This is a genomic window from Paenibacillus sp. FSL H3-0457 (genome assembly GCF_037981725.1).
Lineage (GTDB): Bacteria > Bacillota > Bacilli > Paenibacillales > Paenibacillaceae > Paenibacillus > Paenibacillus amylolyticus.
The window spans coordinates 6,221,715-6,244,473 of the sequence record NZ_CP150283.1 but is presented as its reverse complement, the minus strand read 5'-3'; the positions used below and the strand labels follow the sequence as shown (position 1 = coordinate 6,244,473).

General features: G+C 48.1%; 15 protein-coding genes. 11 read left to right on the top strand and 4 right to left on the bottom strand.

All coding sequences use genetic code 11. The features are described 5' to 3' along the window. The first annotated feature begins 15 nt into the window (after window positions 1-15). The gene (locus tag MHH25_RS27590; RefSeq protein WP_237177463.1) at window positions 16-1,488 is read left to right on the top strand and encodes a S41 family peptidase; all 1,473 of its coding nucleotides are present in this window, start codon (window positions 16-18) and stop codon (window positions 1,486-1,488) included. Window positions 1,489-1,552: 64 nt separating this feature from the next. Beyond that, window positions 1,553-2,881 carry a PDZ domain-containing protein gene (locus tag MHH25_RS27585; protein WP_340018613.1) on the top strand — a complete coding sequence of 443 codons (1,329 nt, stop codon included), beginning with the start codon at window positions 1,553-1,555 and terminating at the stop codon, window positions 2,879-2,881. A 94-nt stretch (window positions 2,882-2,975) separates the two neighbouring features. On the opposite strand, the gene MHH25_RS27580 is transcribed toward MHH25_RS27585, so the two are convergent. Both MHH25_RS27580 and MHH25_RS27575 read right to left on the bottom strand, forming a co-directional pair. Continuing rightward, window positions 2,976-3,665 (bottom strand): response regulator transcription factor, encoded by a 690-nt coding sequence (locus MHH25_RS27580; RefSeq protein WP_340018612.1) that lies wholly within the window; start codon window positions 3,663-3,665, stop codon window positions 2,976-2,978. 21 nt (window positions 3,666-3,686) lie between these two features. After that, window positions 3,687-4,898, bottom strand: a complete 1,212-nt coding sequence (locus MHH25_RS27575; protein WP_340018611.1) for a sensor histidine kinase — start codon at window positions 4,896-4,898, stop codon at window positions 3,687-3,689. Window positions 4,899-5,109: 211 nt separating this feature from the next. Here MHH25_RS27575 and MHH25_RS27570 point away from each other — a divergent pair, with 211 nt between their 5' ends. The 3 genes from MHH25_RS27570 to MHH25_RS27560 are packed head-to-tail and all read left to right on the top strand — an operon-like array spanning window position 5,110 to window position 8,425. Next, window positions 5,110-6,045 carry an ABC transporter ATP-binding protein gene (locus MHH25_RS27570; RefSeq protein ID WP_315371179.1) on the top strand — a complete coding sequence of 312 codons (936 nt, stop codon included), beginning with the start codon at window positions 5,110-5,112 and terminating at the stop codon, window positions 6,043-6,045. A gap of 12 nt (window positions 6,046-6,057) precedes the next feature. Next, window positions 6,058-7,254 carry an ABC transporter permease gene (locus MHH25_RS27565; protein WP_340018610.1) on the top strand — a complete coding sequence of 399 codons (1,197 nt, stop codon included), beginning with the start codon at window positions 6,058-6,060 and terminating at the stop codon, window positions 7,252-7,254. Further along, window positions 7,247-8,425: an ABC transporter permease gene (locus MHH25_RS27560; RefSeq protein WP_340018609.1), complete on the top strand. Its 1,179-nt coding sequence runs from the start codon at window positions 7,247-7,249 to the stop codon at window positions 8,423-8,425. The genes MHH25_RS27565 and MHH25_RS27560 overlap by 8 nt, the downstream gene beginning before the upstream one ends. A gap of 100 nt (window positions 8,426-8,525) precedes the next feature. Here the strand turns inward: MHH25_RS27560 and MHH25_RS27555 are convergent, their stop codons facing one another. Both MHH25_RS27555 and MHH25_RS27550 read right to left on the bottom strand, forming a co-directional pair. Next, window positions 8,526-9,368, bottom strand: coding sequence for a flagellar motor protein MotB (locus tag MHH25_RS27555; RefSeq protein WP_340018608.1), 843 nt, complete (start codon window positions 9,366-9,368; stop codon window positions 8,526-8,528). Continuing rightward, window positions 9,352-10,149, bottom strand: coding sequence for a flagellar motor protein (locus MHH25_RS27550; RefSeq protein WP_036612388.1), 798 nt, complete (start codon window positions 10,147-10,149; stop codon window positions 9,352-9,354). The genes MHH25_RS27555 and MHH25_RS27550 overlap by 17 nt, the downstream gene beginning before the upstream one ends. A 169-nt stretch (window positions 10,150-10,318) precedes the next feature. On the opposite strand from MHH25_RS27550, the gene uvrB reads away from it, so the two are divergent. The 6 genes from uvrB to MHH25_RS27520 all read left to right on the top strand — a co-directional run bounded on the left by uvrB (window position 10,319) and on the right by MHH25_RS27520 (window position 22,742). Next, complete coding sequence (gene uvrB, locus MHH25_RS27545) at window positions 10,319-12,310, top strand: excinuclease ABC subunit UvrB (protein ID WP_338707140.1); 1,992 nt, start codon at window positions 10,319-10,321, stop codon at window positions 12,308-12,310. Between the two features lie 795 nt (window positions 12,311-13,105). After that, on the top strand, window positions 13,106-15,964 hold the full coding sequence (gene uvrA / locus MHH25_RS27540) for an excinuclease ABC subunit UvrA (protein ID WP_282320133.1): 2,859 nt from the start codon (window positions 13,106-13,108) through the stop codon (window positions 15,962-15,964). A gap of 337 nt (window positions 15,965-16,301) precedes the next feature. Then, window positions 16,302-16,514 (top strand): hypothetical protein, encoded by a 213-nt coding sequence (locus MHH25_RS27535; protein WP_017692026.1) that lies wholly within the window; start codon window positions 16,302-16,304, stop codon window positions 16,512-16,514. A gap of 278 nt (window positions 16,515-16,792) precedes the next feature. After that, window positions 16,793-17,962 (top strand): trypsin-like peptidase domain-containing protein, encoded by a 1,170-nt coding sequence (locus MHH25_RS27530; protein ID WP_340018607.1) that lies wholly within the window; start codon window positions 16,793-16,795, stop codon window positions 17,960-17,962. Window positions 17,963-18,005: 43 nt separating this feature from the next. Next, the gene (locus tag MHH25_RS27525) at window positions 18,006-19,901 is read left to right on the top strand and encodes a stalk domain-containing protein (RefSeq protein ID WP_340018606.1); all 1,896 of its coding nucleotides are present in this window, start codon (window positions 18,006-18,008) and stop codon (window positions 19,899-19,901) included. Window positions 19,902-20,228: 327 nt separating this feature from the next. Then, window positions 20,229-22,742: a DUF3656 domain-containing protein gene (locus MHH25_RS27520; RefSeq protein ID WP_340018605.1), complete on the top strand. Its 2,514-nt coding sequence runs from the start codon at window positions 20,229-20,231 to the stop codon at window positions 22,740-22,742. The last annotated feature ends 17 nt before the right edge of the window (window positions 22,743-22,759 follow it).

The following is a 22,759-nucleotide window of genomic DNA, read 5'->3' as shown; positions in this document are numbered from 1 at the left end:
GGCGGTGACAAACGGATGATGAAGAAAAGATCGGCGCTACTGCTTGTCATTGTGGGTCTCCTGGGTGGTAGTTTGCTAACCCTGGTACTAATGACTTACCCGGGAATAGCAAACCAAACCACAGCGGGCGAAGGTTTGCTGGCTAGTGTAACCGGCAATACACAGCAGAAGAACGATTTGAAAAAGATTGAAACTGCGATGGATTTGATCTCCAGCAACTATTATAAGGACGTGGATCAGACCAAATTGATTGACGGTGCGATCAACGGCATGATGGAATCACTTGGTGATCCGTACTCCAACTATATGGGGCAGGAAACGGCTGCTCAGTTTGAAGAGTCGATCGAAGGTTCATTTACCGGTATTGGCGCAGAGGTATCCTCACAGGATGGAAACGTTGTTGTTGTTTCCCCAATCAAAGGATCTCCTGCCGAGAAAGCGGGTATTCGTGCAAAAGACATGATTATGTCGGTCAACGGTGAATCCTTGCAAGGTTTGGAACTGAACAAGGCTGTTAACAAAATCAGAGGTCCCAAGGGCAGTGAAGCGAAGGTACAGGTCAAACGTGCTGGATCTTCCGAGCTGATTGAATTTGTCATTGTACGGGATGATATTGATCTGGAGACCGTATATGCTCACATGGAGGATGGCGGAATTGGCGTTATTGCCATTACTCAATTCTCTTTGAATACAGGTGATCGCTTTAAGGAAGAGTTGGCGAAGCTTGAGAAGCAGAACATGAAAGGTCTGGTCATCGACGTACGGAATGACCCAGGCGGTGTATTGCAAGTTGTTATTGATATTGCTGAACAGTTTGTTCCTAAAGGCAAGGTTATTGTGCAGGTTGAAGACAAGAACGGCAAAAAGGAACAAAGCAAGTCCAATGGATCAGCCAAAGCTTACCCAGTCACAGTCCTGATGAACAAAGGCAGTGCGAGTGCGTCGGAGATTTTGGCCGGTGCATTACAACAGTCAGCAGGTGCTAAGTTGATTGGTGAAAACTCCTTTGGTAAAGGAACCGTCCAGACGAGTTATGACAAGCAGATGGGTGATGGCAGCTTGCTGAAGATCACTATTGCCAAGTGGCTCACTCCGAACGGAGACTGGATTCATGAAAAAGGAATTAAACCGGATATTGCGGTAGACCAGCCGGATTATTTCTCGGTGGCACCGATTAACAAAGAGAAGTTACCACTGAAATATGACAGCAATAGCTCGGATGTGAAAAGTGCGCAGACGATGCTGAGAGGACTCGATTTCAAACCGGATCGTGTGGATGGATACTACGACCAGAAGACGGAAGAAGCGGTCAAGGCATTCCAGAAGCAAAAAGGCATTCAGGCTACAGGCCAGATTGACGAGAAAACCGCTGAATCACTGGAAGCGGCTCTGATTGAACGTATTGCCAATCCTCAATATGATGCACAGCTGAAACGCGCGATCGAAAATGTCTCAAAGGATATTTCGTCCGCTGTGTCGAAGCCATAAAGAAGGCTGATTTTCAGCCTTCTTTTTTTCTGAACCGGCTGAAAGAGAGGGGTGACCGACCACAATGGAATGGGTATGGCCGTGGTTAACTACATTAGGGGAAGCTTTGTTGCAGTTGTTTATTCAGCCGTTTTATTATATTGCGGTGATCCTGATTGCGCTGATCTATCATCGTCAGTTACTACAGGAGCGTAAATTGTTTCATGTCCGTTTGCAAAGCTCGATAACACAGACGATTCGTGCGGTGCTCGGAGGCATACTCATCGGTACCATTGTCTCGATCGTGTCCCTATTCCTCGGTGCACACCTTACACTGGGAAGCCTGATATGCATATGGGCTGCAACATTAATTCTATCCTTATTCCGTATCCGGTATCTGTGCTTTGCTTATGCGACCGGGTTACTGGGTGTGCTGCAATTTGGTTTGAATGTGGCTTCAGGCTGGCAACCATCGGGTTGGATGGGCACTATCACGGAAACGCTACGTACCCTGGATATGCCTGCACTGCTTGTCCTGGCTGCCCTTCTACATATGGGTGAAGCCTTGTTGGTACGCATGCAGGGGGTATCGATGGCATCACCACTTCTCTTCGAGGGAAAACGCGGGAAACTGGTTGGGGGATATCAACTGCAGCAGTTCTGGGCCATTCCTCTACTAATTCTTGTTCCAGTCACAGGAGGTGACGCGGAGCTGATATGGAATCCACTGATGAATGCAGGTCATAGTTACATGCTGGTTGCGTTGCCGATTATGCTCGGATTTGGTGAGATAACGCAGAGTATGCTTCCGGGACAAAAGGTACAGATCTCATCAAAGCGGTTGATGATATACGGGGCAACTTTGCTTGTGTTCAGTTTGCTTGCTGCATGGTGGTCTCCACTCATAGTGGTTGCTGCGCTTATCGCATTTATTGGACATGAATTTCTGGTATGGTACAGCGCGTTTGAAGAGCAAAACCGCAGTCCGGTATTTGTCCATCCGCAGCATGGCCTGAAGGTATTGGCTGTTATTCCGGAGAGTCCTGCAGCGGATTTGGGGATTGAAGCAGGTGAGACATTGTACAAGGTGAATGGTAAGTTGGTTCATTCACCGGAAGAGTTACATCGTGCCCTGCGGATGAACCCGGCTTTTTGCAAACTTGAGGTGCGAAATCACCAGGGAGAAAGCAAGTTCATGCAACGAGCGATCTATGAAGGGGAGCATCATCAGCTTGGGGTCATTATGGCACCGGACAATCACGAGGTTTGGGCGATTCGGTTACGTCCACTGACGTTGTTCCATATCATCAACCTCAAATTGTTTGCCCGTCTGAAAAAACCACTCAGGGACGAAGCTCCCTTGGCGTTACCGCCCGCCCCTGTGGGCAGTGATAAAGGGTCCATAGAGATGTAACAACTAAGCATACGTGATGAAGTATGTTGCATAAATCAAGCAATGAAAAAGGTATTTCCGAGCGCCGTCACAGGCAAGGGAAATACCTTTTTTGTTATTGTTTTAACATAAAGATGGCGATTTGGGTCCGATCACGCAAGCTCAACTTACCGAGAATATCCGTGACATAGTTTTTGACGGTGCCTTCACTGAGGAACAGTTTGGCGGCAATTTCCTTATTGGACAACCCCTCCGATATGGCCTCGGCAACCGCCAGCTCCATACGTGTCAGTCCATAGGCTTCGATTGGGTTCTGTGTCAAGGGAGTGGCAGCGGGACGAAGAAGGCCTGCCAATTTGCGGGCAATATCCGGATGAATTAACATATCACCGTTATGTACGGTCTTGATGCCTTGAATAATCCGCTCGGGTGGAACATTTTTGAGCAAATAACCGCTTGCTCCATTCTGTAATGCCTGAATAATATACTCATCGTCGTCAAACGTAGTCAGCATGAGCACCTGGATTTCAGGAAAACGTGCCTTGATGCGTTTGGTACCTTCAACTCCGTCACATTCCGGCATCCGAATATCCATTAACACCACGTCCGCAGACGTCCCTGCTTCAAGCAATTCCAACGCTTCCTGTCCATTTGAGGCTGTGCCTGTAACACTAATGCCGGAGTCGAGTCCAAGCAGCACTTTCAGGCTCTCACGAATGAAGTAATCATCGTCTGCGAGAATCAGCCGAATAAGTGGGAGTTGGGCTGAATCATTGTTGTTGTTCACATCATTACGTTCAGACATGAGAACATTCACTTCCTTTTTTCAGAGTATATTCAACTGGTTCGTTATTGGAATGCGTGTAATCACTGTATACGGATAAGCCGATTGAATCTCCAGGGCTCCTCCCACCATTTGTGTGCGCAGAAGCATACCTTCCTGTCCTATGCCATTTCGCTTGGAAAAATGAGGATTGATTTTGCCATTATTACTCACACGCATACACACTTCTTGATCCCCGAATACCAACTCCACTGTGATCGAAGTAGCATTTCCATGTCGCAGGGCATTGGTCAGGGCTTCTTTGGCATTTTTGAATAAAACAATTTGTATGCTGGGATACAGCACATGAGATGGGCCATGAACTTCATAATTTGTCTTCACGCCGGTATCTCTGCCCACTTCCTCTAGGAGACGATCCAGGGCGTAGGCTTCGGATGCATAGGAATTAGGTTGCAGTTTGTGTAGTGTGCTGCGCATATCATCCATACTATCGGCCAATTGATCGCGAATCTGTCTCACCATTTCCGTTCCTTGTTCCATATTCAGGGGAAGGGTCAGCAGGGCGGCTTCCGACATCATTTTGGTGCGAATCAGTCGATGGCCGATATCGTCATGAAGCTGTCTTGAAATACGGGTACGTTCCTCTGCCTGAGCCGCTCCTTCAAGTTGCTTTGTAAATAACAGCAGTTGCGCACGCGCTTCTTGTAGCTCGTAATGTTTGCTGCGAAGCTCGTCATAGACTTGTTCCAGTTGTCCGCGGCTGTTCGCCGTTCTTGATCCCTGCCAGGACAGAGCCGCTGTGATGAGCAGAAGCAGGTTGCCAAGAACCATCGCGGTTGTCTCTGTGGAGAGTAATGTAGTGGCGGTTGTATTTAGTGTGGTTAACCCTGGCTGCGATGCCTGTGGGACAGAATATTGCCAATGCAAAGCGACATTGTTAGCGACAAGCTGAATTGCAAACATCAACCATCTCCGACTTCCCTCCAGTCTGTATATATACACGTAGAGCACGGATAGAGAGAGGAATAACATGAATGGTCCATACGAAGCAATCAGCCAGCAGCTCCAGAGTATTTCGGCCAGCAGCAACAGCCATTGCTGTGTACTTGAACGGATAAAATCTTTCCACACGGAGAGTCCAAGCGCAATGATGACATACAAGGTGTAGACGGCTTCATTTTCCAAGGGCAGCATCAACAGGTACAGTACTGCTGGAACGATAATTAATCCGTATTGCAGAAACCGCATCGGCATATGGTTGTGACATCCTTTATATAAAAAGTGGAGTACAAAATCTCTTGGTAATGCGCCCTTGATTATACCATAAGCAGCATTCGATTCAGGAGATGACTTAAGTCACCTTCGATTCATGACTTTTTGTACCTTCGCTACAGATTTCGATCCGTTACAATAAAATTATGAAATCCAGCGGCGAAGGCCGAAACGGAAAAGGGGCGTAAAAGGGATGGGCATACTTGAAGTGGATCATGTAGTAAAACGATACGGCAGCAAGCTGTCCGTGGATCATTTGAACCTTAGTGTTGGCAAAGGCGAGATTTTTGGATTGCTTGGTCCCAATGGAGCAGGAAAAAGTACCACCATTAGCATGATTGCGGGGCTCCTGAATATGGATCAGGGTGAAATCAGATTAGATGGGATCTCTGTCAAAGAGCGACCGCTTGAAGTAAAGCGCAAGATCGGACTGGTTCCGCAGGATCTGGCTTTATACGAAACCATGTCTGCTGCGGAGAATGTGACCTTTTTTGCCAGACTGTATGGACTGCGTGGTAAGTTGCTTAAGGAAAGAGTGCAGGAGTCCCTTGAATTTGTAGGGTTGCAGGATAAAGCAAAGGATGCCCCCTCGACCTTCTCTGGCGGTATGAAACGCAGGTTAAACATCGCATGTGCGATTACACATCGCCCGGATCTAATTATCATGGACGAACCTACAGTTGGCATTGATCCGCAATCTCGGAATCATATTCTTGAATCGGTACGGACACTCAACAAGATGGGTTCAACGATCATATATACAAGTCATTACATGGAGGAAGTGGCGGCGATTAGTCACCGGGTTGCGATTATGGATCAGGGACGAATCATTGCCTGTGGGACTGAAGCAGAGCTGAGAGAACGTGTAGCATCGGAGGAAAAAGTAGTGCTCTCCACTTCCGGTATCGGTACCGATGTCGTGGAAGAACTGAAACTTCACCCCCGTGTGCGGATGGTAGACGTTTCAGAGAATACACTGACCATTACGCTGCCTTCGGCACAGCAGGATCTCCAGGATCTGCTCTTCATTTGCAGCAAACATGAAGTATCCATTCAGTCGCTCAAGGTCGAAGAGCCGGATCTGGAAACGTTGTTCCTCAATCTGACCGGGCGTACACTTCGGGACTAGGGGGAGCAAGAGATGAATATATGGCATATTTGCATCTTTGAATTAAGGCGTATTCTTAAGATTCGATCTGTGGTGTTGAACCTGTTCATTCTGCCGTTGTTACTGATTTTTATATTGGGCACGGCACTTTCCAGTACGATGGGTACGGCGAAGGATGTTATTCCGGATACTGTACGCGTGGGAATCATCCATTTGAGCACTGAATCTGGTGGAGAATCAAGTACGGTTAATCAAGCGCTGGATACATTCGTTAAATCCCCGGAAGTGGCTGAGATGGTCAAGGTGCAGAACTTTACGACAGAAGAAGAGGCCGTTCATTCGCTGCGTACCGGCAAGCTGGACTTTGCTGTAATGATTCCTTCGGATTTTGAGCAAAACGTGATGATGGGGAAAGAGGCCAGGTTACAGTGGATACGAGGAAAGGACAACACACTTAATACCTTGGGTGAAACTTTGTTCACACGTTTTACGGATGAATGGAACCGACAGATGGCGATTACCAAAGTGTTCGGTCCGGAAGTAATTGCTGCCATGGCCTCTTATTCGGAGTCCGGTGCGGCGAATTCCACCTCCATTGCTGTCACTAATCCAGGTAAGACAGGTACGGCGTATAGTGCCTCCCAATACTATGCAGCTTCCATGCTGGCGATGTTCATGTTGTACTCAGGCATGACAACCAGTACCAGCCTTTTTGGAGAGCGTGATAACAAAACGTTAATTCGCCTTCAGGCTGCGCCGATAGGTAACGGAGTCATTTTCGCTGGCAAAATTGCAGGCAATAGTCTGCTCGCTTTCTTACAAGCAACAACGATCATACTTATGACATATTGGCTCTACGGTGTGGATTGGGGAACCCATCCTTGGTATATTGTGCTGACATGTGTATGTATCACATTGGCATCCATGACTCTTGGCGTAATCGTGGCATTAGTATGCAAAAGCACAGCATCGGCCAGTGCAACCATCCAAGGTATCATCGTTGCCATGACATTTATTAGCGGTGGGTTCACGCCCATTCCAATTGATTTTGTACAACGGCTTGGCCAATTTACGGTTAACCACTGGGCGCTCCAGAGTTTTCTGAGAATGATGCTGGATGCACCTGTAGCAGAGATTGTGTATAACATTCTAATGTTAGGCGTGGTATGCGCTGTATTAGTGTTCATCTCAGGGATGATCTATAGAAAGGCAGGATACCGATATGAATAGTCTACACATCGCCTGGTTGATGATCAGACGTACACTTGGCCGTAAAATGGGCTTCATTACGTTTCTGCTTCTGCCTTGCCTGGTGGTTACGGGAGCGGTTGCCCTTTTTGGAAGTGAGCAGAGTACACGGACGGTCATTCCCTACGTCAATGAGGATACAGGGGTAGCAGGGACATGGATGATTCATGAACTTGCCGGCAAAGAGGAGTATCTGCTCAAACCGATGACAAACGAAGCAGAAGTGAAGGAAGCCATCGCTCAGCAAAAAGGAAGCTCTGGCATCATCATTCCGGCACATTATACGGAGGATTTGTTACAAGGAAAGCCAACCGAAATTCAATTGGTGGAACTGCGTATAAGTGAAAGTTCCTATACCCTACGAGCAGCAGTTGAAGGTTTGACGAGCGGATTGTTACAATCTGTTTCAGCTGTTAAGGTGGCGGCAGGTCCTGTCTCAAGTGAGACTGACATATTATCGAGTACACAGAAGCCATTTGAACAGCTTTTACAGGAGATAGGAAAACATCAGGTTGCTGGTGAAGTTACCGATCTGCAGATCTATCCCAAGCCAGGCCTGAACAATGTGACTGGATTTACGATTATGTTTATGATGGGGCTGCTGACCAGTGTAGTGGCTGTGATAATGGAAGATCGCAGGAAACGTACGATGGCCAGAGTATATACGGCACCCGTCCGTGCATATGAGATTGCGCTTGGTAATTTCCTGGGTAGCTTTGTCATTGGCTTGATTCAGATTGTTCTCGTTTTGGGAGTCAGCAGGTGGCTGCTGCATTATGATGCCGATATTCCTTTTGGCATTCATTTCATTATCTTGGCCGCATTCATGCTGGTCTCCATGGGGATCGCAAGTACCGTGGCAGGATTAATCCGTAATCCCAAAAATGCCAATATGCTTAATTCACTTGTCATTATGCCAACCTGTATGATAGGTGGTTGTTTCTGGCCGATCTCGTTGATGCCTGATTATATGCAAAAGCTCGCTAACTTTGTTCCACAGAAATGGGCGATTCAGGCGGTGGAGACAATCTCTGCTGGCGGTACGTTATCGGATATCACATTGCCACTATTGATTTTGTTTGGCATGGCTGCCATTTTGCTGACTGTAGGCTCTGCGATTCTACGCCCTAGCCAGCCAGGAGTAGAGGCATAAGGTAATACGACATAAAAGAAAGCACGCTCTGCTGAATTGAATTCAGTTAGAGCGTGCTTTCTTTACATAAGGAATGATGCATTATGGGAGATATTGATGATTAAGGTTGGAGTTGACGCAGGACCGTTATTTCAACCCGACGGTTCTTTTGTCTTCCGGCGGCAGTGGTGTTGTCACCCGTTGGGCGAGTATCCGCATATCCGGCATACTGGAAGCCGTCCGGGTTAAGTTTCTCTGTATCCAAAAAGAATCGTAATACAGACAGTGCACGTTCTCCAGAAAGTTCCCAGTTGTCTTTGTACGTGGAGTTGGCCCCGACCGGAATATTGTCCGTATGTCCTTCGATGCTGACAACGGTATTCAGATCACGGAACAGGCTGGCAAGTTTACTTAGCGTTGGTGCTGCACCGTCCTTTAGAGCGGCCTGTCCCTGATCAAACAAGAAGCGGTCACTAAGTGTAATGGATAGGCCCTGTGGCTTGTCCGCAACAAAAATCTGATTTTCCAGTTTATTATCCTCGATATATTGGGTAATCACATTGAACAGATTTTGCAATTCCTGCTCCTGTGATCTGAACTGTTCTTCCCGTTCTGTGAGGGGCTTGTTGTCATTATCTGGTGTTGCAGTCCCGGAATCGGAAGGGTTTCCTTCACCATCTGAAGGATCTTCACCCTGCACCTCGGATGGTGGAGTCTCTGTAATCGTTTGACCGGGTTTCTCACCGAGTCCCTCACCAAGCTCAAGGATTGAGTCGGACGCATTAAATGTATTTTGTAACGATTGAGTAACGACGTCATATTTACCGGAATCCAGATTGCTCATGGCATACATGATGACAAAAAAGATCAAAAGCAGAGTTATGAGATCGGCATAAGTAATCATCCAGCGATCCCGATGATCGATAGTTTCACGTTTTTCGCGCCGTTTACTGCGCCGACTCATCCAATCCCTCCTTTGCTAGGGGGCGTATATGCTGACGATGCGTGAGGGTGAAGGACTCCAGTCTTTTGCGTACAAGCTGGGGATTCTCACCGTTCTGAATGGCAAGTACACCTTCGAGAAGCATTTCCATGGTCTGCACTTCATCGGCACCTCTGGATTTGATCTTGGAGGCAATGGGCAAAAAGATAAGATTGGCACTGGCGACCCCATACAGGGTTGCGGTAAAGGCAACAGCAATGGCAGGTCCGAGTCCTGTGGGATCGGTCAAACTGCCAAGGACCTGAATGAGTCCCATCACGGTTCCGATGATGCCCATGGTTGGGGCGTAACCACCAGCAGATTCGAATATTTTGGCGTAACCCTCATGTTTTTGTTCAATAGAATCGATCTCCATCTCCAGGATCTGGCGAACCACATCCTGATCGGTACCATCAACAACCATCTGAATACCGTCTTGCAAAAATGGATGCGGATGATCCATAACCTTGCGTTCCAATGCAAGTACACCTGAGCGGCGTGCGATAGAAGACATCTCCACCAGTTCTTCAACCCACAAGCCTGAATCATTATTGTTACGTCCAAAAGCCATACGCAGGGCAGCTGGAATCGTACGAAGGCGATGCGCCGGGAAACTGGCAACCACAGCAGCAATCGTTCCACCGAATACAATTAAAGCAGCCGTTTTTTGCAGGAGACCAGACAATTGGCCGCCTTCCCACAAAAAACCGCTAATGACTGCGGCAATTCCGGCAATAATACCGATAAGTGTCGCAATATCCATAAATTAACCCACTCCTATCTTCATTTCACGTTTGCATCACTAAAACGAACGAGGTATAATTAAACGGGAACAAATATTCCTATTACTATAAGTTTTCCCATATGAAAATTCGGGGAACTTCGACAATATATAGTGACTATTATTTTAGACGATAGGGTGAGATACGGCAATGAGCGATATTATAATGAGCGACAAAACGTTCGAAATCGAATCAGAGTTTTCTCCCCAAGGTGATCAGCCTGCAGCCATTATAGAATTGGTGAAGGGTGTTCAGGAGGGGAAGAGATACCAGACACTGCTGGGTGCAACGGGTACGGGTAAGACGTTTACGATAGCCCAGACGATAGCCCAACTGCAACGTCCGACGCTGATTATTGCACACAACAAAACATTGGCAGCGCAGCTTGCAAGTGAGTTCAAAGATTTTTTTCCTAATAACATGGTTGAGTATTTCGTCAGTTATTACGATTATTTTCAGCCAGAAGCATATATCCCGTCCTCCGATACGTATATCGAGAAGGATTCAAGTATTAATGAAGAGATCGACAAACTGCGGCACGCAGCGACAAGTTCGTTGTTTGAGCGCAGGGACGTCATCATTGTAGCGAGTGTTTCCTGCATTTATGGTTTGGGTTCACCGCACTCGTATTCAAGCATGTTGCTGTCACTCCGGGTAGGCATGGAGAAACCGCGCAATCAGATTTTGTCCCGTCTGGTAGAGATCCAGTATCAGCGAAATGATATTAACTTTGTGCGGGGGACGTTCCGTGTTCGTGGGGATGTTGTTGAGATTTTCCCTGCCTCCAAGGGTGAACATGCAATTCGGGTTGAATTGTTCGGTGATGAGATCGAGAAAATTACGGAGATTGATGTGTTAACCGGAGAACTGATTGGTGAACGTGAACATATTGCCATCTTCCCGGCGTCTCACTTCGTAACGCAAGAAGAGACAATGAAGGTTGCGCTGGTGAACATTGAGCGTGAACTGGAGGAGCGTCTTGAAGTGTTGCGTGAACAGGGGAAACTGCTGGAGGCTCAGCGACTGGAGCAACGCACACGGTACGATATCGAGATGATGAAGGAAGTTGGATTCTGTTCGGGGATTGAGAACTATTCCGGTCCACTGACTTTCCGCGAACGTGGCGATACCCCATACACACTGATGGATTACTTCCCGGATGACATGTTGATCGTGGTCGATGAGTCTCACGTGACTTTGCCACAGATCCGTGCGATGTACAATGGTGACCAAGCGCGGAAGACGGTATTGGTTGAGCACGGTTTCCGTCTGCCATCAGCGCTGGATAATCGTCCGCTCAAATTCGAAGAGTTCGAAGGTAAGATGGATCAGATCATCTATGTATCGGCCACACCAGGCCCGTATGAGATCGAGCATACCGATACGATGGTGCAACAGATTATCCGTCCAACCGGTTTGCTTGATCCAATTATCGAACTGCGTCCAACGAAGGGACAGATCGATGACTTGATTGGTGAGATTAACGACCGGATTGCCAAAGACGAGCGTGTGTTGATCACAACATTAACGAAGAAGATGTCCGAGGACCTGACGGATTATCTGAAGGAAGTTGGAATTAAGGTTCGTTATCTGCACTCCGAGATCAAAACGTTGGAACGGATGGCGATTTTACGTGATTTAAGATTGGGCGTTTTCCATGTCCTAATCGGAATCAACTTGCTCCGGGAAGGTCTCGATCTGCCCGAAGTTTCCCTCGTCGCTATATTGGATGCTGATAAGGAAGGATTCCTGCGTTCCGAACGCTCACTGATCCAAACGATTGGTCGTGCGGCACGGAACAGCGAGGGTCGAGTTATTCTATACGGTGACAAAGTAACGGATTCGATGGATAAAGCAATAAAGGAAACAGAGCGTCGTCGTGCAATCCAGATCGAGTACAACGAGAAACATGGCATTACACCGCAGACGATTCGCAAAAAAGTGCGTGACGTGATTGAGGCAACCAAAGTTGCCGAATCCAAGAAAGACTATCTCACAGGCGCAGCCGAGAAGATGTCGAAGAAGGATCGCCAGGCGCTTATTCAGCGCCTAGAGGTAGAGATGAAAGATGCAGCCAAAAACCTGCAGTTTGAGCGTGCTGCCGAGCTTCGCGATGCGTTGCTGGAACTTCGCGCTGAATAAGATACAGCTCATTCATATGCTCCAGTAAAGATGGATCTGTAACAAGAGAACGGCCAATTGGCCGTTCTCTTGTTGAGTAAGGAAATCGTTGATATCTACCGATAATAAGAGATGTTGAAATCTTGAATTCGGGTCTATACTGATAGAAATGTTGAAATTGGTTAAAAGGTTTATAGGAAAGCAATTGGGAGTCGAGAGTGCCCCAGTGTTGACCTCGGAGCCGAGCCGAAGGCAATGGCGACCTTGTCGCGAACGTGGCGAAGCCGAGAGCGTCCTGGTATTGACCTTGGAGCCGAGCCGAAGGCAATGGCGACCTGTCGCGACCAAGGCGAAGCCGAGAGCGTTCCCGGTGTTGACCTTGGAGCCGAGCCAAAGGCAATGGCGACCTGTCGCGAACGTGGCGAAGCCGAGAGCGTCCCGGTGTTGACCTAGGAGCCGAGCCAAAGGCAATGGCGACCTGCCGCGATCAAGGCGAAGCTGAGAGCGTCCCCGGTGTTGACCTTGGAGCCGAGCCAAAGGCAATGGCGACCTGTCGCGAACGTGGCGAAGCCGAGAGCGCACCCTCGCAGTAGAGCGGCCGTATAAGGTTCCGGCAATGAGCCGGAACCTTATACGGAGCCGCGGGCACACGACAACCCTTCACATAGCAAGACCCGACCCCTCACGGTTGCACCGCTTGTTTCGGGTGTCCAGAGGGCTGCGCCCTCTGGGGCCCTCCCTTGGAAGGGAGGGTTTGGGAGGGATCGAAAAGCCTTTTAAAAGGTTGGATTAGTAAATTTGAGAGGATGAATACTATTGGCGAGCGATAACATTGTCATTAAAGGCGCACGAGCGCATAACCTGAAAAATATAGACATTACCATCCCGCGTGACCGCTTTGTTGTATTGACCGGCCTGAGTGGCTCAGGCAAGTCCTCGCTGGCTTTTGACACCATCTATGCCGAAGGACAGCGGCGTTATGTAGAATCATTGTCAGCTTATGCACGCCAGTTTCTGGGACAGATGGAGAAACCGGATGTGGATTCCATCGAAGGATTATCTCCTGCCATTTCAATAGATCAGAAAACAACAAGCCGTAACCCACGTTCCACAGTAGGAACCGTCACCGAAATTTATGATTATCTGCGTCTGTTGTTTGCACGTGTGGGCCATCCCCATTGTCCTGACCATGGCGTGGAGATTAGTTCCCAGACCGTAGAACAAATGGTTGACCGCATTATGCAATATCCAGAGCGTACCCGGTTGCAGATTTTGGCACCCATTATCTCGGGCCGTAAGGGCGAGCACAAAAGTGTATTTGCTGATGTGTCCAAGCAGGGCTTTGTCCGTGTACGGGTAAACGGGGAACTGCGTGACCTGTCAGAAGATATTCAATTGGAGAAAAATAAAAAGCATACGATTGAAGTGGTTGTTGACCGGATCGTTGTTAAGGATGATGTACAGGCGCGTCTGGCCGACTCTATTGAAACAGCACTAAATCTGTCTGGTGGACAACTCCTGGTGGACATTATGGGTGAAGAAGAGCTGCGATTCAGTTCCAACTTTGCCTGCCCGGTGTGCGGATTCAGTATTGAAGAGCTGGCACCGCGGATGTTCTCATTTAACAGCCCTTTCGGGGCTTGCCCGGATTGTGATGGGTTAGGTGTCAAAATGATCGTTGACCCTGATCTGCTCGTACCAGATCGGACTAAGACCATCGAAGATGGAGCTTTTGATGCTTGGACAGGTGGTACATCCACCTATTATCCGCAGTTCCTGAAGTCGGTATGTGAGCACTTCAACATTCCGCAAAATGTACCTGTCGAAGATCTGCCAGCTGAGCAGATGAACAAGTTGTTGCAGGGTACAGGTACGGAGAAAATCCGTTTCCGCTATGAGAATGATTTTGGACAACGTAAGGAAGCACTGGTTACCTTTGAAGGTATCGTGAATAACCTGGAGCGTCGTTACCGGGATACAGCATCTGAAGGTATCCGTGAGTTTATTGAGGGTTACATGAGTGCGAAGCCTTGTGGTACATGTAAAGGTCAGCGTCTGAAACGGGAAAGTCTCGCAGTTACGATTAATGATCACAACATGGCGTATGTGACTAGTTTGTCCATTGGTGAAGCTGGCCGATTCTTCGATTCATTGGAATTGAGTGAGAAAGAGCAGACGATTGCCAAGCTTATTCTGAAAGAAATCAACAGTCGTCTCGGCTTCCTGGTGAATGTTGGTCTGGATTATCTTACACTGAGTCGTGCTGCCGGAACATTGTCTGGTGGGGAAGCTCAGCGGATCAGACTGGCTACACAGATTGGTTCCAGCCTGATGGGTGTGCTGTATATTCTGGATGAGCCGAGTATTGGCTTGCATCAACGGGATAATGATCGTCTGATCTCAACGCTTGCGCATATGCGCGACATTGGTAATACGTTGATCGTGGTTGAACATGATGAAGATACGATGATGGCTGCCGATTATATTATTGATATTGGCCCAGGTGCAGGTATCCACGGAGGTACCATCATGTCACAGGGTACACCGGAGGAGATCATGAACGATGAGAACTCCTTAACCGGTCAATATCTGAGTGGACGCAAATTCATTCCGATTCGTACTGAACGTAGAAGTGTAGGAGACCGTTGGTTGGAAGTACGTGGAGCCAAAGAAAATAACCTGAAGAATCTGAATGTGAAGATTCCTGTAGGTGTATTTACTGCGGTAACGGGTGTGTCTGGCTCAGGTAAATCCACATTGATCAATGAGATCCTCTACAAAACGCTGGCACGTGATCTGAACCGTGCTCGGGTACGTCCGGGTCAACATAAAGAGATTCGTGGTCTGGAGCATATCGATAAAGTTATCGATATTGACCAGTCGCCAATCGGGCGGACACCACGTTCCAACCCGGCTACGTATACAGGTGTCTTTGATGATATCCGGGATCTGTTTGCTCAGACGAACGAAGCCAAGGTACGTGGATACAAGAAAGGCCGGTTCAGTTTTAATATCAAAGGTGGACGTTGTGAAGCCTGCCGTGGAGACGGTATTATCAAAATCGAGATGCACTTCTTGCCGGACGTTTATGTCCCTTGTGAAGTCTGCAAAGGCAAACGATACAACCGGGAAACACTTGAAGTGAAATATAAAAACAGAAATATTTCCGATGTGCTGGAAATGACGGTTGAAGATGCAACCCAATTCTTCGAGAACATTCCGAAGATCCATCGTAAAATGCAGACACTGATGGATGTGGGATTGGGTTATATCAACCTGGGACAACCTGCAACCACATTGTCTGGTGGTGAAGCCCAGCGTGTGAAGCTTGCTTCCGAGCTGTATCGCCGCAGTACAGGGAAAACCATCTACATCCTCGATGAACCGACTACCGGTTTGCATGTCGATGATATCGACCGTTTGCTGAACGTATTACACCGTCTGGTTGATTCTGGGGAATCGGTGCTAGTGATCGAGCATAACCTCGATGTGATCAAAACGGCAGACTATGTTGTTGATCTGGGTCCAGAAGGCGGTAGCGGTGGAGGTACCATTGTTGCAACCGGAACACCTGAGGATATCGTTAAAGTGGAAGCTTCTTATACCGGCAAGTACTTGAAGCCGGTTCTGGAGCGGGATACCGAGCGGAGCAAGGCACTGCAGTTGGTGGACTAAGGTCCTCTAACCAGTAGTTATATCAATATGAAGTGGCAGTATTGGCCCTTCTTCTCGAAAAGGTAAAGACGTTGGATTACGATCTAATGTGCTCTGCTTCTGAGAAGAAGGGCTTTCATTATGAATTATGCAAGGTGTTTCCTTCGGACTAAGGTTATTTCGTGAAAGTGTTTACATATGCATTGCGACGAGCGTTACAGGAATATTCGGCCAAATTGTCTTTTTTTCATTTTTATGGATGATAGGGCTTGCATTACAAGCGGGGTACAGATAACATAGAGGAAGATATTAGGGTATGCGTTAGCTGTTCAACTATGGTAAGGAGGTCTGTCTATCCATGCTGTTTGCAGAAGCTGCCACGGCGAGTACATCGAATTTTAATGCATTTGATATTTTTGTCATCTTATTTACGATCCTGATTTTCATCGGAGTTGTTCGGCTTCTTCGGGCACCGAAGAAAAATCTGTTTGCGATCGGATTTGCAGTAGTCAGCCTACTGGTATTTCTGATGACAGACTATGCGATGATAACGGGTTGGTTTGCTCAGTAGGAATGCTGCTGAAGTGAATGGAATTTAAGCCAAAAGAGATATGGAGGAACACTTTCCATGGGAGACATGGAGGGTGTTTTTTTTCGTTTATATGGAGCGATTGAACAAGATTCTATCTTCTCTACTAAAATAGGACTTAAAACAATTGTATATCCAGATTCTGTATGATACATTGAGGGATACCGGAATTGCAGATGAGAGAAAAAGAGAATAGATTCAGCGATGAATCCGATGTCGAGTCGCGCAAGAAGGATGTATAGAGAGGGTCAGGTGAGAATATGAGCGTGTTGGGTAAAAAGGGGGTAGCCATACTGATGGCTGCTGTACTCTCGATTAGTGTAGCGGCAACGGCCGGTGCAGCTGAATCCAAAGCGGCGATGCAAGCGAAAGTGGTAGACGGTCAAGTCTATGTGAACACCAAGGATCTGCTCAAGGCAGTTGGTGGAACTGGACAATATGATGCCAAATCAGGAACGTACACGTACAAGGGAAGTGAAGCCATTCCCAAAGTGATCGAAAAGGTATCTCCTTCCGTCGTAGGAATTATTGGGAAATCTACCGAAGCGCAGGACGGTGCAACATCAGACGACCGTTATAATCTTGCACATGGTACAGGTGTCATTATCCGGTCGAACGGATGGATTGTAACGAATGCTCACGTGGTCGACGGATTAACGAACCCCGTGGTCGTAACGACCGATGGCAATACATACAAAATTACGAAAACATACAGTGATGCACTCAGTGATCTGGCGCTAATCAAAATCAATGCCAAATCACTCAAACCGGCGAGCTTTGCCAAAGCTTCACAAACCACTGTTGGAGAAACGGTGATTGCCTTGGGTACGCCGATTTCCTTTTCTTTGCGCAACTCGGCAACGGTAGGGGTAATTAGCGGCTTGAATCGTGGTGTTGAGGCGACATACCGGTTGATTCAGACCGACACGGCCATTAACCCAGGAAATAGCGGAGGACCGCTGGTCAACCTGAAGGGTGAAGTGGTTGGTATCAATTCCATGAAATTTTCTGCGGTCGGCGTAGAGAGTTTGGGGTTTTCGATTCCAGTGGATACCGTTCAATATATCATCGATCAGTTTTTTAAATATGGAAAAATAAAACGTGCAAGTCTGGGGCTACAGCTGGAAGAAAGTTGGTCTGCGATTGTGGGCCTGCCTACAGATGATCCCTTAACGATTACGGGCGTACTGTCTCCAGAAGCCAAGAAAGCCAAAATCAAAGAGGGCGATGTCCTATACAGTGTCGCGGGCACACGTGTCTCTTCAGTAGTGGATATCAATGAGTTGCTCAAAAAGTATCTGCCTGGGCAAAAGGTAAGGCTGTTGATGCAATCGGATGGCGATATCGTCACCCGCACGTTGGTGCTTGCTGATCGCGCAGACATCGTAGACGAGGAAGATGAAGCGTTCCTTGCAGATGAAGAACAATAAAGCCCGGCGATCAGCCCGGATGGAGAGAGGACGAAAGAACGGAATGAAAAAGTCATGGATACGTGTGCTAAGCACAGGTGTATTAACCGGGATGCTGACCATTGGCGCGGCATTGCCTGTATGGGCATCTGATCTGACGACAAGTGAACTACGGGTGAAAGCGGGGAGCACGAGCGCCTACATCAACGGCGATAAGCAGGCCATAGCCAAACCTTACAAGTTCAAGGGTGTTACGATGGTGCCTGTGGGAGTGTTCAAGAAAGCATTTGGCAGTGAAATCCGGTTGGAGAAAAATGATGTTGTCAAAATCAAGGAAGGTCCACACACGGTTACCCTAACGATTGGCAGTTCAATTGCCTGGGTGGATGGTGTAAAACATGAGATGGGTGCCGCTCCCAAGATGGTGAATGGTGTACTTATGGTTCCACTTCGTCCGGTTGCTGCCGGTATCGGGGCGACGCTAGCTCCGACTAGCTCCGGAGAAATGGTCATTCGTCTGTTGCAAACCGATGATTCGGTGGATGAAGAGGATGGCATTCATCCGGACGAAGGCAAAACCAGAATTGGTAACAGTTTTTACGGTTGGTCCATTAACTACCCGGCAGACCTTATGGTTTTCCAGACCGGTGAGCAGGAGCGCATGATGACTTTCGGCGCTGCGGACAACAGTTATTATCTTGAAGTGTATGTCAGCGATCAGGATGTGGCTCTGGATGCGGATGATTTGTTGCAGCAACTTGTCCAGGAGGCCAAACAATCGGGAGATACGGTGCTGGATCGTGAAGCGGTGTCGAAAGGCAAAACGCCTTATGCACGGATTATCGTGAAAGATGTAGACGGCATGTTATGGGAGATGCGTCAGTATCTGAGCGAAGGCCGTCAATATGATGTGTACCTCGCGGATTACGAAGCCTTGAATTATAAAGATCTGGGCAGACGAGCAGCGCTGCTCAACTCATTCCAGCCAACCTTTGCAGAATCGGATCGAACGATCAAAGATCTGTCCACCGTAGATAATGGCATGCGCTCCGCGTGGAATGATGATTATGGTATTGAATTGAAGATTCCTGCCGGCTGGTCGATGGATAACAATCAGATGATCTATGAAGCCAAGGATGGTGCGTATCTGCAATGGCGTGTCACTTCCGCGAAGGCAGGTACAACGGTAAAAGATTGGAGCGGCCAACTGGATAAGTGGATGCGTGAGACATTTACACCAGAGAGTTACGAGCCAATTGGTTCATATACGATGGATATCTCGGGAGAGACTGCCGAGGTGAATGAATTCCGTTATAACTTTGGCGGGGGCTGGCAGACCGAGTTCGATGTTCTTTTACAGAAGAATGGGTATCGGTATTATGCAGAGTATACGTTCCCTGAGGAGCAGATTGCAGATCGGGCATGGTTTGAACGGATCATGAAGAGTGTGGAGATTGATTTTGATACGGTTGCCGATAATTTCGGTCAGCTGGATGAAGATCCTTATTTGACAGACAAATCGAAGACACTTACACGTACGTCCAAACGTTATAAATACAGTGTAGATATTCCGCGTTACTGGTCACCGTATAGTGATCGATTCGAATATTCACCTGTGGTGTATACCTTTACTGGCGGAGAATTCTCCATTGCGGCGAGCGAAGACAAGTCAATCGAGATGACGGTCAGCCAATTGAGAGAAGCCTATGCCGAAGCCACCAAAACCCGTAAGAACTTCAAGTTGCTTGGCAGTGAAGAGCTGACGTTTGCGGGTGTGCCTGCATTTTCCTTTACGTATCATGAGCTGGACAAAGGCGTGCCATATGCGGGTCGTCAGATCGTGTTTGAAAAGGACGGAACAACCTATACGATCACAAGTGGGCTGAATGATGCCAACAAGACAGAAGTTCAGGCATCCGCCTTGGAAAAAGCAGTGAACTCATTTACTTTTATTAAATAAATGTAGTGGAGCCGGAGGGTCAAAAGACCTTTCGGTTTTTTTCGTTGTACTGGAAATGAAAATGGTAAACGGTTTTTTCAGGAAAACGTAGAAGAGTCGGTGCAGAAGTGGTACACTATACTAGTTCAGGAGTTATGACTACTGATCTGATGAATAGGAATGACTGTAAGCTTGGAGTTCAGGCAATACAGACATAATAGATAGATATTGTAATACCGTGACAATGCAGGTGTACCCGATAAGGTGCAGTCTTAAGCTTAGTATGTTCAGGCGTTTAAGGATATAGGGATGAAATCCGGCGGATAGCCGGTTATGGGGAGGATCTACATGAAAACAGCAACAATACGAAGAGAAGACGTTGAACTTCTGGCACCCGCTGGTGACTGGGATTGTATGCGTTCGGCGGTAGCTAATGGCGCAGATGCAATTTTCTTCGGAGTCGAAAAGTTTAATGCACGGGCACGGGCGAACAATTTCCGTATGGACGAGCTGCCGGAGATAATGGCGTTTTTGCACAGTTATGGCGTAAAAGGTTTTTTGACCTTTAATATATTGATTTTTGAAAATGAATTGACGGATGCCAAAGAACTGATTGACGCTTGTGTCGATGCAGGTGTGGACGCTGTAATTGTTCAGGATTTGGGTTTGGTGAAGATGATCCGCGAGATATCACCGGATTTCCCGATTCACGGTTCAACACAGATGACAATTACGTCTCCGGAAGCGGTCGAGTTTACGAAGCCGTTTGATATGGAACGTGTCGTTCTGGGACGGGAGAACAACCTGAAGCAGATCCAGAAGATCGGTGAGCAGGCAAAACTTCCAATGGAAGTATTTGTTCATGGTGCGCTGTGTGTATCCTACTCGGGGCAGTGTCTTACTTCCGAAATGTGGGGAGGACGTTCGGCGAACCGTGGGGAGTGCGCACAAGCTTGTCGTCTTCCATATGACCTGATGGTGGATGGGGTACACAAACCGATGGGTGATGTAGCCTATCTGTTGTCTCCGAAAGATCTGGCAGCGATTGACCTGATGCCGGAACTGATCGAAGCAGGAGTAACTTCTTTCAAAATTGAAGGACGTCTCAAAACGCCGGAATACGTAGCAAACGTAGTAAGCAAATATCGTAAAGCGATTGACCGTTATTTTGATGGAGATAACACACCGCCAAGCAAGGAAGAAGTTCGCGAATTGCAGCAAAGCTTCTCCCGTGGATTCACACATGGTTTCCTGAGCGGTACAAACAACAAAGAACTGGTGGATGGAACGTTCCCGAAAAGCCGTGGTGTCTACCTCGGTCGTGTAGATCAAGTGTTGCGCGATGGTGTGGTCCTGAAACTGGATGCACCTGTGAAACGTGGAGACGGAATTGTATTTGACGCCGGAGACCCGACTCAGAAGGAAGAGGGCGGACGTGTATACGATGTACGTCGCAAAGGCGTAAAACTCGAAGGCGAAGCCGAAGAGGGTTGGATCGTTGATGTCGTGCCAGGCCGCAGTGACGTGGATCTGCGACGCGTGAAAGTTGGCGACAAAGTGTGGAAAACGAATGACCCGGCGCTGGACAAACGTCTGCGTCAAAGCTTCGAGACCGAGAAGCCGTACCGTGTATTCCCGGTGAAGGTGAAGGTCATCGGCAGCCCGGGGCAGCCGCTTAGCACATGGTGGACAGACGTACAGAAAGGCACGACCGTCCGTATTGATTCCGAGATGGAACTGGACATCGCGCAGAAACGTCCAATGACACATGAATTGCTCGAAGAGCAGTTCGGACGTCTGGGAGGCACCGTGTTCCAGTTGGAAGGAATGGACGTCAACTTGCACGGTGACGTCATCATCCCAATGCGCGAGTTGAATAACATTCGCCGTCAGGCGGTAGAACAACTCGCGGGCGAACGCCCTAAACCACCCGTCTACGTCAAACGGGCGGTAGATGTGTACGGCGATTCGGTTAAACCGGCATCGCCAGTCGCTCGCGGTCAAGCAGAACTGACCGCACTCTGCCGCAGCCTGCCACAAGTGGAGGCAGCGATTGAAGCAGGAATCGGTATGATCTATGCCGACTTCGAGTTTATCAAACAGTTCCCGGCAGCCGTGGAAGCTGTGCATGCCGCTGGTCGCAAGATCGCGCTGGCAACACCGCGTATTCATATGCCTGGGGAGAACGGATATCATAACAACATCCTGCGTCTGAAGCCGGATGCGGTATTGGTACGTAATACAGGCGCACTGTACTTTTACCTTCGTCACCGGATGGAAAACCCGGATGCGAAGCACCCGGAACTGATCGGCGACTTCTCATTGAACATCGCTAATCACAAAGCAGTAGAATTGTTCCTGGAAGCCGGATGTGACTGGATTACCCCATCCTATGACCTGAACATTCAACAAATGGTTGATTTGCTGGGCCACTCCCGTACAAGTCAGACTGAAGTGGTTATCCATCAGCATCTGCCGATGTTCCACACCGAGCACTGTGTATATTGTACGTTCATGAGTGAAGGAACGGACTATACTAACTGTGGACGTCCTTGTGAGGAACAGCGTGCATCCCTGCAAGACCGGATCGGCATGTCCCACCCGGTACGTGTGGATGAAGGTTGCCGTAATACGGTGTACAACGCAGTGGAGCAGTCTGGTGCCGAGTATCTGACCAACTTTATGGATCTGGGTGTATCCCGTTACCGTGTGGAATTCCTGGAAGAGACACCGGAGCAGGTACGCGAAGTTATCGATCTTTACAACCGTGCACTGCGCGGCGAGATCAGTGGTACACAAGTGTGGAAAACACTCAAAGCAACGAACCAACTGGGCGTTACACGTGGTCAATTGGTGAAATAACGATTGTATGGTACAAC